This window comes from Vibrio sp. STUT-A16, from assembly GCF_026000495.1.
GTDB classification, from domain to species: domain Bacteria; phylum Pseudomonadota; class Gammaproteobacteria; order Enterobacterales; family Vibrionaceae; genus Vibrio; species Vibrio diabolicus.
In genome coordinates this window covers 107,018-119,755 of record NZ_AP026766.1, presented here as the reverse complement: position 1 = coordinate 119,755, position 12,738 = coordinate 107,018, and the positions used below count along the sequence as shown (strand labels likewise).

Genomic DNA, 12,738 nt, shown 5'->3' with positions numbered 1-12,738 from the left:
AGCGCCGAGTATATATCGGCGCTTTTTTGGTTTTACTGTATCGTAAGGGGGCAGTGTCAATGCACTGTCGTCTCAATGTTTAGGCTATCGGTCCAGTGATGAATGGCGCAAGGCTTACCTAAGTAAAAGCCTTGGTAATAATCCAAATCAAGTTGATACATCGCTTGCAGCTGCACGTCTTCTTCTACCCCTTCTATGATCACTTTTGCTCCCATATGAGCCGCGAGCTCAACGGCGCTATGTATGGAAAAGGTTTCTCCGGCGCAGTAATCAAGTAGATAGGAGCGATCGATTTTTATGATGTCAGGGCAGAGCTGCTGAACACGTGCGATATCAGAATGTTGAGCGCCAAAATCATCGATAGCAAAGATAAAGCCATTCGCTCTCATTAACTGCACGGCTTTGATCAGTAAATCAGTATCACCGCATGACTCTTCGACTACTTCAAACACCACGTCTGATGGGCTCATACCAAGGTCGGAAAGGCGCTTGTAAAGCAGGCCGTTGTCTTTAAAGCCCATGTCTTTGGTTAGGGTGAGTAGGGTTTGAGGCATGACATTGAGAAACAGTTTGATAGGCGTTCCTGCGAAACAGCGTGCAAAATTTCGAATGTGCATTGCTCTGGATAAAAACTCAACACACAATCGAAAGTAGGGATCGAGGCCATTGTTGGCCAGAAATACATCAGGACGAATTAACGAACCATCAATGCCACGAATTCGCAGTAGAGCTTCCATTCCAATAATACGCTGGTGCTTATCAAAAATCGGCTGATAAACACTGTGAAAAGTGAATTGATTGAGAACTACGTAATATTCACCAAGATTATCTTGCTTAATGTATCGCTCGTAGTCCGATTGATTCTTTAACTCCATGAAAAACGCCGAAAATTTAGCATCTTTTCAATGTAACAGGATGCAATTCTGATTTGAAGATTCAAATGTGTCTAATTACATATACGGTTGAGTTAATTTGAAATGGATTCCGATTTTGCTTCAATATAGCGAAAAATAAGTGACAACCCGAAACAAATCAAAAAGTAAGCAAGGCCGACAATGAGCCAAATTTCAAAGATATACCCTGATGAATTTGCCATTTCGGTACCAACAAACGTCATTTCTTGTATCGAGATCAGTGAAACGATAGAGGTGTCTTTCACTAGAGAGATGGTTTGACCTGCAAGTGCTGGGGTGATGACTTTGAGCACTTGCGGTGCGATAACGAATCGGTATTTCACCCACCGAGACAAGCCCAATGAATCTGCCGCTTCCCACTGTCCTTGGTCGATACTTTGTAAACCTGCACGCACCACTTCTGCAACGTAGGCAGAAGAGAGTAGGCCGACGCATAACACGCCAGAGGCAAGATTTTCCCAAAGGTTATAAGGCCCAAAAAGAAAGCTCTGTAGCGTATTTGGTTCGCCGTTATAGTTTCGTAGAAGATCTTCCAAACCGAGTAACGGGATCAACTGGTTAGAAATGAAAAAGTAGAAAATAAAAACAAAAACCAACGGTGGGATGTTTCTTACCAACTGGATAAATGTGCTTGCAGGTGTGCGCAACCAAACGGAGCGAGAGAAGCGTGCTAAGCCTAGCAACGTGCCAAGCACTAACGCGAAGCTAATGCCCCAAATACTGAGCCTTAACGTCGAAATCAAACCTTGGAAGAAGTAGGGCAAACCACCATCGGCTCTTGGCGTAAAAAGTAGTTCAAACGCCTCTTTCCACTGCCACAAATAATGTACACCAACAGTGGAGCGATGGTACAGCCAAACGCCACCAATACCACAGATAATAAGCAGTACCCAATCTAGCGTGTTTAACCGCGATAGAAAGGAACCTGTGTTGGAATTAGTGGGTACTGTGCGAGTGGTGGTTTGTTCGCCCAAAAATTTGACTCCGATAGATGATGAAAAAGTAAAATGGATGATTGGAAAGTATAGGCTCGCGAAGACCACGAGCCTTTTAGATTACTGGCCTTGCGCGACTTGATCTTGCCAATCTAATGTCGAGAACCAGTATTCATAACGCTGTTTTAACCATCCATCTTGGGTTCTTTCTTCAATCCATTTATTGAAAAGAGCTTTTTTATCTTCCTCCCCTAAACGAACCGCAAAGGCTTCGTTACCTTTTGATAGTCGCTCAGAGAATGGAAGGAATAGTTTGTCGCTGTGTTTCACTGTCTCATGTGCTGGTTTTGGGCTAGAGGCAATGACCGCGTGGGCGTTACCATTCAGCACCTCTTGGAAGGCTTGCGCGTCGTCATCAAATTGCAGAATCTTCGCTTTCGGGAAGGTTTCTCTGGCGACTTGAACGGTGAATGCGCCACGACGGGCCGCTATTTTTACGCGTCGTGAGTCAAAGTCCGAAAATTCGCTAAAACCAGAAGCCAGTTCTTTATTTGCTGCTACTTGAACACCGGAGTGTGAATAGGGTTCAGTAAACAACACGCTTTTCGAACGCTCGGGCGTGACCGACATGCCACCGATGATCACGTCGAACTTTTTCGCCAGTAGTGCGGGAATAATGCCATCCCACGCGGTCGGTACAAATTCCACTTTCAAACCTGAATCTTCTGCTAAGCGTTTGGCAACATCGATTTCAAAACCGATTAACTCACCTTGCTTGTTGCGCATTGCCCAAGGGACAAATGTTGACATACCAACGCGCAAAGTGCCTCGTTCTTTGATTTGATCTACATTGGGTGTGGCAACATCTTCTTTCGCGATTGTAGGCATAGCGATGGCTAGCCCTAATAATGCAGTAATGGTCGCTTTGAATAACTTCATGTTATCTCCTTATAATTTGCGCCAACTGGCTCCGAGTTTGTGTTCTAGCCATGCAGACAAGCCAGAAAGTGATAGAGTGAGAGCAAGATAAATTGCTGCCACGGTAAACCAAATTTCAAACGGCATCGCCGTCTCAGAGACGATGTTGCGTGCCTGTGTTGTTAAATCAAAAATCGCCATCACACTTACAATGGAAGAGTTTTTGATCAAAGAAACCACTTCATTGGTCAAAGGCGGTAATGTGCGCTGTAAAACCTGAGGCAAAATCACGTCTTTGTAAGTGTAAAACGGTGATAACCCGAGTGTTTGTGCAGCTTCGAATTGCCCTTTAGGAATACTGTTTAAACCTGCGCGGAATATTTCCGCAGTGTAGGCACCTTGGAAAAGGGACAATGCCAAAACGGCGGTGTTGAATCGGTCCAAACCAATCACGGGGCCAAACACGAAGTAGAGTAAATAGATTTGCACCAACAACGGCGTGTTACGTATTACCTCGACATAAGTGGTGCCAATAACATTGCCGATTTTCGAATCGCTAAGCCTTAGTAACGCGGTGACCAACCCCAACACTAAGGTGAAGAATAGACTAATAGCCGAGATGTTAAGCGTGACCAATAACCCATCGATAAGTTCTGCTGGCCACCATTCGCCATCTTCATAAAAAGCGATGTAATCAGGTACGCGTTCCCATTGCCATTGATAGCCCATAGCATCGGCACCAGAGTCCAACACCCACACAATCGCGATGAAGAGGAGCATCATTTGCAGCAAAGCTTGAAGGACGGGTTTGATTACGCGAACTATCATCAGTAACTTAAAATTTGGTTCAAAAATGCTTGGGTTCGTGGATGCTTTGGTGTTTCAAATAAGGCGGTCGGTGAGTTCATTTCCACAATTTTGCCTTCATCCATAAATACCACGCGGTTCGCTACTTTTTTGGCAAATCCCATTTCGTGCGTGACGCAAATCATCGTCATTCCGCTTTGTGCCAGTTCAACCATGACATCCAACACTTCGTTGATCATTTCCGGATCAAGCGCCGAAGTCGGTTCGTCAAAAAGGAGTAAGTCCGGTTCCATACATAAGGAACGGGCAATCGCGACGCGCTGCTGCTGACCGCCGGAAAGCTGGATGGGGTATTTGCTCGCTTGTTCTTCAATATTGACGCGCTTGAGGTAATGCCGTGCGCGTTTTTCAGCTTCTTGTTTTGACAATTTGAGTGTGCGAATCGGCGCTAAGGTAAGGTTTTCCAGTACAGTCAAATGAGGAAAAAGGTGGAAGTGCTGGAACACCATGCCGATTTTACCGGGCTTGAGGGATTTTGCATGAGAAGGCTGGTCAAACACATAAAGTTTGCCGTCTTGAATCGATTCAAGATGGTTGATGCAACGAATGAGCGTTGATTTTCCTGAACCAGAAGGGCCACACACAACGACGATCTCGCCATAATGTACGGAGAAGTTGATATCTTTTAGAGCGTGGTAATCGCCATACCACTTGTTTACGTTGCTAAATTCGACGACGGGAGTGTTCTCTTTCAAAGGGGCACGCTTTTAGGGATAACAATCGCTCTACAATAACAAGTTGTGAATGCGATTTCATTAAGTTAACGCTCATATTCCAAGAGTCAGCGAATGGTTGGTTATATCGTGCGCAATAAAAAAGACCTGCCATTTGGCAGGTCAAGTCCCTGTGGAGCAAGTTATGGGGGAGAAATTCAAGGTCGAACTTGAATAAGGGGGAGGTAAACCTAAGCTGCGATTTCTTCCGCTTGCTTCATGTGAGAAGACACATTCAAGCTAAGCAAGCGACACGCGTTGATTTCACCCATGCCTTCGATGGAATCGAGCTGGGTCATCAAAATGGAGGAAATATGTGCTTCGTTGGCCTTTTGACGTAAGCATTCCACTAACTGCGGCGCGAGATCGACGTGGCTTTCTGCTGCTTTGAAATACAAAGGTTCAACACCGCGTAGAATGGTCATTTGTGCAAGTAAAGCTGGGTTGTCGCTCAGAGCCCAAATCTTAGTTTTACTTTGGCAGCGAGACATCAACAGGGGTGTTTCACCATGTTGGGTTAAAATCGCAACGCCAAGGTCTTGATGAACGCGAGAAGCCGAAATCATTGATGAAAGCGCGAAACTTTTGCCTGGGTTAGAACATAAGTGTTGCAGAGTATCCCAGCAGTCATGGTTACATTCCAGCTCGTGCTCTGCACCTTGTGCGATGCGAACCATGGCTTCGACCGCTTCGATTGGGTATTTGCCCGCCGCCGATTCTGCCGACAGCATCACGGCGTCTGTTCCGTCGATAATCGCGTTTGCCACGTCTAACACTTCAGCGCGAGTTGGGAGAGGATTCTCGGTCATCGATTCCAACATTTGGGTCGCGGTAATGACTGGCTTACCCCAATGTTTAGAACGATTGATCAATGATTTTTGCACCATTGGCAGTCGTGCGTCGCCAATCTCTACGCCTAAATCGCCGCGAGCAACCATAATGATGTCTGATGCTTTAATGACATCATCCATCGCTTCTTTGGTTTCAACCACTTCTGCGCGTTCTACCTTCGCGACAATCTTGGCGTGACAACCTGCTTTTTGCGCCAAGCTGCGAGCGTATTCGATATCTTGTGCATTGCGCGGGAAAGAAATGGCAAGGAAGTCGGCTCGAAGTTTAGCTGCGGTGTCGATGTCTTGAATGTCTTTCGCGGTAAGAGCCGGAGCGGAAAGACCGCCACCTAACAAGTTAATGCCTTTACGGTTAGACAATTTACCGCTGTTCAATACTGTGGTTTTAATCCACTGCTCGTCACGGTGTACTTGGCTTACTTTTAGCTGAATGCGGCCATCATCTAGCAACAAAATATCGCCTTCGTTCACGTCTTGAATCAGCTCTGGGTAATCAAGCCCAACCATTTCTTGGGTTCCAGATTGTGCGTCAAGTGTGCCGCTCAGCGTGAATACGTCGCCTTGATTGAGTAGAACTGCGCCATTTTCGAAGCAAGAAATACGAATCTTAGGGCCTTGTAAATCGACTAACACACCAACATAAGTGTCGAGTTCGGCCGCAATTTCACGAACTAAATTCGCGCGGGCAATGTGTTCTTGCGCCGTTCCGTGAGAAAAATTGAGTCTGACTACGTTCGCGCCTGCTCGAATCAATTTAGTTAGTGTTTCGCGGCTTTCACTTGCTGGGCCTAACGTAGCCACAATTTTGGTTTTACACATTTGTCACCTCAATCGACACTTAAAAAGGAAAATAGAAATAGGGGGGATTTTCTATCAATCTCGTAAGCACTCTTTGCAAAAGAACTTAAGACATTGGGGGAAGTAAGCGGGAGTTGCCTCCCGCTTTAGTCAGGATTAGTGACTAGGGCGAGCTTCTAGCTCTTTTTCTTCAACTGGGTCGATATCAACCACTTTCTTCGCATTCCAAACTGTTAGAGCAAGAAGTAGAGAAATCACACCAGCAGCCAGCCAGAAATATTGCGCTTGAGAGAAGTCGTATTTAGTTACGCCATCAACCTCTGTGATTTTGATTAGAGAAGCTGACGCTAACTCTTGACCAGAAGCAGCGATGTAAGAGAACAGACCGATGAAGCCTTTCACTGCGCCAACTGCGTTCTTAGGCATCAAGTCACAAGCAGTTAGACCTGCAAGGAACACAACCAGACCACCGATAGCGAAACCGATCATACCTAGTGCTACTGCGTCAACGATGCGGTTATCTGGGCCGAAGAACATCAAGCACATACCACCGATGTTCGCCAATCCGTAAAGTAAAGTCGGAATATGGCGGTTGGAGTTAAACACCTTGTCAGAGATGATGCCTGATAGGATTGCACCTGCTAGACCCGCGATAGGGTATGTAGACATTGCGAAGCCAGCGTCAATCAGTGAGTAACCTTTTGCTTCTTGTAGGTAAAGCACTGCCCAAGAAGACATCGCGTAGCGAGAGATGTACATCGCTGCACACGCTGCTGCAATTAGCCAAACGGTTGGTTGCTTCAGGATGAACATTTGAGCACGACGAGTTGCTTGCGGATCGTTCTTTTTCTTGATCTCAGGTTCTTCGTCGAATGCTGTTGCTGAATCTGGCAAACCGTAAGTTTGTGGACGGTCTTTTAGGATGAAGAACATGCAAATCGCTGCTGCAATCGCTGCAATACCCGCACCGATGAAACCTGCACGCCAACCGAAGTAGCTCACTAGAGACGCCGTTAGGATCCAAGTGATACCTTCACCGATGTTACGTGAGCCACCCCAGATAGAGTAACGGCTACCACGTTGTTTTGGTGAGAACCATTGGAACAGAGACACACAAGACGGTGCTGAACCAACAGATTGGAACCAACCGTTTAGACCCCAAAGCAGAACAAAGAAGAATGCCGTGGTGTTCAAACCCATGAATACTGCGGTGATACCAGACAGTAGTAGAGAGAACGACATAAATCGGCCAATGTTGGCATAGTCAGAAAGGAAGCCGTTCGAGAACTTACCAAAAGCGTAAGTGAAGAAGAAAGCTGAACCCATGATACCGAGTTCTTCGATGGTTACGATGCCTGCATCCAGCATTGGTTTTTTAACAACACCTAAACTCATACGAACTACGTAGAAGACGGCGTAACCGAAAACCAAGCCTAAAAATACATGCCATTGGTAGCGTTTGAAACGCGCTTGCATTTCCTCTTTCGAGCCATCTGAAAGAGGGAGGTCTGGGCGTGTTTTAAAGAAATTAAACATCTTGCACTCCAAGTTTTAATCACAAATGTTTTGTTGCAGGGCTATCTTGAAGTGACAGATTGCACAGTACAAAGGCATGAATTTGAGACAGAATTGACCCATATTGATATTTAGGTTGAGTCAAAAACGGGAATTTAGAACGTTAGGCTGACACTTGTTACTGATAGAATATGCTTAGTTCTGGTTGAAGTGCGTCAATAGTGACTCAAACATACTCTGTAAGATTTTTTGACAATCTTTCATAGATTTGAGTTACCGCACACTATTTAAGGTTTTTGGTTAATTTGATGGCTTATTTCAAGCAATTTGGGCGTCGTTTACTTCTTGGTGCGGCGCTTTATGCACCACTCACAATGGCAGCAGAAAAAGAGTTGGTGATACTCACGACCTTCTCTCAAGCACCAATCACTGCTTTGGTGGATGACTTTACGCAGCACTATCCTGATGCTGAAGTCCGAGTGGTTCACCGACGCACTCAATCAAGCCTGCAATTGCTCAGCAAAAGCTACATGAAGGATATCGACTTGGTGTTGAGCTCGTCACCGTTTCTGATGCAAGAGCTGTCTAATGAACATCGTTTGGCTGATATGTCGTCGCGTGTGCAAGTGCCGAAATGGTTGTCCCCTTATCTATTACCCAATAACGATCAAGTTGTAGCGTTTGGATACTCCGGCGCCGGGATTGTTTGGAACAAAGATTATTTGGCCGCGAACCATTTACCAGAACCGACGCGTTTTCAAGATCTGACCAACCCACTGTACTTTGGTCACGTCACCATGAGTACACCAAGCCGCTCCGGAACCACGCAATTGATGGTCGAGAGTGTGCTTAGTCAATATGGTTGGCAAGAGGGCTGGCGGATTTTACTCAATGTGGGTGCGAACCTCGCGACGATCTCTTCTCGCAGCTTTGGAGTGGCGGATTACATCGCCAAAGGTAAGTTTGGTATTGGACCAACGATCGACAGCTACGCACTGATTGCGCAACGCAAGTTCGACTATGTTGGCTTTGCTTATGACCAAGACTTTACGCTGATGCCTACCTATATTGCACAAATCAATCGGGGCAAGAGTGATAAGTTGGCAGAGTCCTTTATTGCTCATTTGCTTTCGAAAGAAGTACAAGAGCAGATGGAAAGCAGCACCTTCTCCAAAACAGCGCTTGACGATACGGCTCGATACGGTGGAGAAAATCCCGTTCTCGACCTAGAACAGGTAATGCCACGCGAAGCGTTAATCAACTTGATTTTTGATACCGCGATCACCAAGCGCTTACCGGAGCTTCAAGATGCTTGGCTCTCGCTCATTAAATTGAATCGACTTGCCGACGGAAAACCAGAGAAACAACGTTCGCTACAAGTTATTGAAAAACAACTGTTTGAATTGCCACTGAGCAAAGCGCAAGTAACCGAAATTGCGCAAAAGCTGTCGACCATGGATAAAGATTCCGAAGTTGGCATGACGCACTACCAAGCGTTATTGGCAGAGTTTTCCCATGAATTGGGGCGGGCGATGTCGGAAAAATTGGACAACGTAAATCAGCAATTGGCTCAATGGCGAGGGAAAGAGAAGTAGTGTTATACCCGAAATACAAAACCATTGGTGCCCGCCTAATTGCCGCTTTTGCTTGCAGCACGCTCTTGCTCACCGTGGTGTGTTTGGTCGCTTGGGCGACATGGAACAGCTTGGATAATCAGGTGCGCCTTTTGTTGGAAGATAGCGTGCCTAAATATAACGCCAGCTATTTTCTCGAAAGTAAAACCAGTGAAATTAACCGCCGCGTAGAAGCGCTGCAAGCGGTAGACAACAAAGTACAGCTGACTGAACAAGCCATGCAGGTCAACGAGCAATTGGCTTCGATCTCGACAGTTCTGAAAAGCAATAAGATGAGCTCGGAGTTTTATCAATTGCTCGAATCGGAAGCTGGCCTTGCCTCTCTACTGGAAAAGTACGTGGATATGATTTCAACTCGCATCGATCAAACTCGCCGCGTCGACCAACTGATGGAGCAGATTAACTGGCTTCACCAAGATATTCGCTCTGAGCTCAAACCGGTTCGACAAGAAGTGCATTGGCAGATTGAGCGGGTAAACGATTCGAAAGAAATTCAAAACTTGCTGGTGCAACTGAGTACTTTGCAACGGGTCATCGATATTGAATCAGCGGTGTACGACATGGCAATTGATGTTGCTGGCGCATCAATGCCTGAGCAGGTCGACAATGGGATGAAGGTGATTCACTTTCGCTTGATGGATCTGCAAGAAAGCAGCACAACCTTAATGAATCAGCCAACCTCAATCGCTTACAAACAGTTATTGCAAGAACTTGTGGTTGTGTTGAGTCCAGAAGGCGCGTTCGATAAACAATTGATGTCATTAGTGACGCTGAACGGCGATATTCAGAAAATACAAGAGCAAATCGCGCTCAGCATGGATGCAATTCATCAACAAATCGGTGAACTGGTTTCCACTGCGGACCAAACGTTCAAACAGGTGAAGAGTGAAACCGCCGAGCGTGTGTCTTATGGCAACCACGTTTTGATCGTCTGCTTTAGTTTGTCGATCATGACGAGCATGTTCTTGACGTATTACTTCATCAACCGCCGCATTGTGGCACGTTTGATAGGGTTAGGTGACAGTATTGATGCCATCATCAAAAACGACCTGAGCCATCCGGTTGTGGTAGACGGCAACGATGAGATCGGGCGCTTGAGTGAAAAGCTCATCGAGTATGGTGACAAGGTTCAGGAAATTCAGCGGACTAACGCCTTGAGCCTAATCAACAACACCACGGCGAGTTTGATTACCAGTGATCTCAATGGTGTTGTGGAATCAGCAAACTTAAGTGCGCGTAAATTATTGAAACTTGGTGAGGTTAACGAAAGTTATCCGATTTGGGAGTACTTCCCAGAGAGCTGTCGAGAACAACTGAAAAAGGTATTCAATGGTTCTCATTTGTGGATTGAACTTGGTAAAATTCATGTGACATTGTCACTTGGAGACGAGAAGCCAAAGTATGTGCGTTTCGATATTCGTCCTTTCGCTCATGGTGCTGAATACAAACTGATCATGACCATTACGGATGTCACTCATCAAGAAATGACTACGCGTACCTTGGAAAGTCGAGTGTTAGAAAAAACGCAAGATTTGCTGCTGAAAAACCAGCAGTTAGAAAACGAAATCGAAGAGCGTATTCGAACCGAAGACAATCTTAAAAAGACGCAAGATGAGTTGATTCAAGCTGCAAAAATGGCGGTTGTAGGGCAAACCATGACCAGTTTGGCGCATGAGCTTAATCAGCCATTAAATGCGATGTCGACGTATTTATACAGCGCGAGAATGTTCCTTGAACAGGAATCTCCAGAAAAGGTTGGTGAATCCATTACCCACATCGAAGGTTTGGCGACTCGGATGAGTAAGATCATCAACAGTTTGCGCCAGTTCGCTCGCAAGCCAGAAGGTGAAAGAGAAGTGAAGTCTGTAAGCGTTCATGAGGTGGCGGAGCAAGCATCCACCATTGTGAACACGCGCGCGAAACGTCAACAGATCACGATAGAAAATCTGTTACCCGATGATGTGAAAGTGCAAAGTGACATGCTGGCGCTGGAGCAGGTTTTCATTAACGTCTTAGTAAACAGTTGTGATGCGTTAATGGAGAGCGCAAGGGACGAGCAAAAAAGGATTCAAATTGAGCTAGTGGATCGTACCAGTCAAACCACAATGATTGCGATCAGTGATAACGGTATTGGCTTTGGTGAAGAGATCGTGCAACGAATTTTCCAGCCTTTTGTCTCGACAAAAGAGGTCGGTCTGGGGTTGGGAATGAACATTTGTAAGTCATTAATAGAAAAGCATCAAGGAAGTATCTACCTCGCTTCCTCATTAGAAAAAGGTGCGATGGTTGTGTTGGAGTTACCTAATGAGCAATAACCCATATTCAGTATTATTGGTCGATGATGATCAGGATGTTTTGGACTCTTATTCGTACTTGATGAACATATCATCAATCAAGTCAAAGGCCATTAACGACCCAACACAAGCACTGCAATACGTCTCTCCAGAGTGGGCGGGCGTTGTAATTCTCGATATGTACATGCCGCAAATGCATGGATTAGAACTGCTTCGGATGATCAAACACGTCGATGAGCGAATCCCTGTCATTGTGATCACTGGGCACGGCGATATTCCAATGGCGGTTGATGCAGTAAAGCAGGGCGCGTGTGAGTTTTTAGAAAAACCGATCAATCCTGCGGAGCTTTTAACACTAGTAAAACAGCAGCTTGAAACCCGAAGCTGCCAGGTGGAATTGCAGCTACAGGCGGAGAAATCTATTTCGCGCTCATTAATTGGTAAGTCTGCGCATATGGAGCAGATCCGCAAGCTTGTTGCCCAATACGCGTTACTGGACACGCACGTGGTGGTTTATGGTGAGTCGGGCACTGGGCGTCACAGCGTTGCGGGGCTAATTAAAGACATGATGTCTAAGAGTGAAGAAACGGAGTATGGTTCTTTTGTTCTCAGTGCAAGCACAGCAATGGATAGTATTGATGACGCCCTCGACAAACAGCAGTTGTGTATACTTGTGTTAGAGAACTTACCTGAACTGCCTGAAGAGGGGCAGCGGCATCTGGCTCAATTATTACTGGCGCGAGAACGTTGTGGCAAAAAGAATCTGCGTGTTGTAACGATTTTTGACTCAGAGCCGGAAGAGTACATCGCCAAAAATCAATTGCTGCCGGAGCTGTACTATCTGCTCAATCAAGGCGTGGTTCACGTACCGCCATTGCGTCAGCGCCCTGACGACATCGTGACGATATTTCATTACTTCTTAAAACTGAGTTGTAAGAAATTAGGCAAAACATTGCCAAATGTCGACTCTAGCTATCTTGCGCTACTGAGAGGATACCCGTGGCCGGGCAACATCCGTGAGCTAAGAAACATCGCTGAGTTATACGCAATCGGAATTGTTAAGTTAACGGGTAAAGAGCGCATCTACTCACAAAATGAGATTCAGCTTCCATTGGATGATTTGGTTGACGATTTTGAAAAGCAGCTCATAGAAGATGCGCTATTTTTGCACTCCGGGCGAATTACCGATGCGGCAAACCATCTGCAAATACCGCGTAAAAAGCTGTATTTGAGAATGAAAAAGCACGGAATTGAAAAAGGCAATTACAAGTCGCGATAACAAAAAGCGTTTGAGGTTTA

The 12,738-nt window shown here is 45.8% G+C and carries 10 protein-coding genes; 3 read left to right on the top strand and 7 right to left on the bottom strand.

The features are described from left to right. Positions 1 to 56: 56 nt before the first annotated feature. From OO778_RS17200 to OO778_RS17170, 7 genes are all read right to left on the bottom strand, one after another. On the bottom strand, positions 57 to 875 hold the full coding sequence (locus OO778_RS17200) for an EAL domain-containing protein (RefSeq protein ID WP_005397994.1): 819 nt from the start codon (positions 873 to 875) through the stop codon (positions 57 to 59). Between the two features lie 92 nt (positions 876 to 967). Then, positions 968 to 1,888: an amino acid ABC transporter permease gene (locus tag OO778_RS17195; RefSeq protein ID WP_005397995.1), complete on the bottom strand. Its 921-nt coding sequence runs from the start codon at positions 1,886 to 1,888 to the stop codon at positions 968 to 970. A gap of 81 nt (positions 1,889 to 1,969) precedes the next feature. Then, on the bottom strand, positions 1,970 to 2,788 hold the full coding sequence (locus OO778_RS17190) for a transporter substrate-binding domain-containing protein (RefSeq protein ID WP_104970670.1): 819 nt from the start codon (positions 2,786 to 2,788) through the stop codon (positions 1,970 to 1,972). Between the two features lie 9 nt (positions 2,789 to 2,797). After that, positions 2,798 to 3,595 carry an amino acid ABC transporter permease gene (locus OO778_RS17185; RefSeq protein WP_005397640.1) on the bottom strand — a complete coding sequence of 266 codons (798 nt, stop codon included), beginning with the start codon at positions 3,593 to 3,595 and terminating at the stop codon, positions 2,798 to 2,800. Then, positions 3,595 to 4,329: an amino acid ABC transporter ATP-binding protein gene (locus tag OO778_RS17180; RefSeq protein ID WP_005397638.1), complete on the bottom strand. Its 735-nt coding sequence runs from the start codon at positions 4,327 to 4,329 to the stop codon at positions 3,595 to 3,597. The genes OO778_RS17185 and OO778_RS17180 overlap by 1 nt, the downstream gene beginning before the upstream one ends. 209 nt (positions 4,330 to 4,538) lie before the next feature. Then, positions 4,539 to 6,017: a pyruvate kinase gene (gene pyk, locus OO778_RS17175; protein ID WP_005397636.1), complete on the bottom strand. Its 1,479-nt coding sequence runs from the start codon at positions 6,015 to 6,017 to the stop codon at positions 4,539 to 4,541. Between the two features lie 135 nt (positions 6,018 to 6,152). Further along, a complete protein-coding gene (locus tag OO778_RS17170) occupies positions 6,153 to 7,532 on the bottom strand; it encodes an MFS transporter (RefSeq protein ID WP_005397635.1) in 1,380 nt (459 codons plus the stop codon). A gap of 287 nt (positions 7,533 to 7,819) precedes the next feature. Here OO778_RS17170 and OO778_RS17165 point away from each other — a divergent pair, with 287 nt between their 5' ends. From OO778_RS17165 to OO778_RS17155, 3 genes are read left to right on the top strand one after another with little or no spacing between them, the layout of a single operon-like run. Further along, on the top strand, positions 7,820 to 9,106 hold the full coding sequence (locus OO778_RS17165; RefSeq protein ID WP_256898646.1) for an ABC transporter substrate-binding protein: 1,287 nt from the start codon (positions 7,820 to 7,822) through the stop codon (positions 9,104 to 9,106). After that, a complete protein-coding gene (locus OO778_RS17160) occupies positions 9,106 to 11,460 on the top strand; it encodes an ATP-binding protein (protein ID WP_256936548.1) in 2,355 nt (784 codons plus the stop codon). The genes OO778_RS17165 and OO778_RS17160 overlap by 1 nt, the downstream gene beginning before the upstream one ends. After that, the gene (locus OO778_RS17155; protein ID WP_256898644.1) at positions 11,450 to 12,718 is read left to right on the top strand and encodes a sigma-54 dependent transcriptional regulator; all 1,269 of its coding nucleotides are present in this window, start codon (positions 11,450 to 11,452) and stop codon (positions 12,716 to 12,718) included. Before OO778_RS17160 ends, OO778_RS17155 begins: the two co-directional genes overlap by 11 nt. Positions 12,719 to 12,738 lie beyond the last annotated feature (20 nt).

Bases quoted from the DNA above. Each gene is read 5' to 3' on its own strand.
- OO778_RS17200 (WP_005397994.1), bottom strand. From the start codon at position 875: ATGGAGTTAAAGAATCAATCGGACTACGAGCGATACATTAAGCAAGAT.
- OO778_RS17190 (WP_104970670.1), bottom strand. From the start codon at position 2,788: ATGAAGTTATTCAAAGCGACCATTACTGCATTATTAGGGCTAGCCATC.
- OO778_RS17185 (WP_005397640.1), bottom strand. From the start codon at position 3,595: ATGATAGTTCGCGTAATCAAACCCGTCCTTCAAGCTTTGCTGCAAATG.
- pyk (WP_005397636.1), bottom strand. From the start codon at position 6,017: ATGTGTAAAACCAAAATTGTGGCTACGTTAGGCCCAGCAAGTGAAAGC.
- OO778_RS17170 (WP_005397635.1), bottom strand. From the start codon at position 7,532: ATGTTTAATTTCTTTAAAACACGCCCAGACCTCCCTCTTTCAGATGGC.
- OO778_RS17165 (WP_256898646.1), top strand. From the start codon at position 7,820: ATGGCTTATTTCAAGCAATTTGGGCGTCGTTTACTTCTTGGTGCGGCG.
- OO778_RS17155 (WP_256898644.1), top strand. From the start codon at position 11,450: ATGAGCAATAACCCATATTCAGTATTATTGGTCGATGATGATCAGGAT.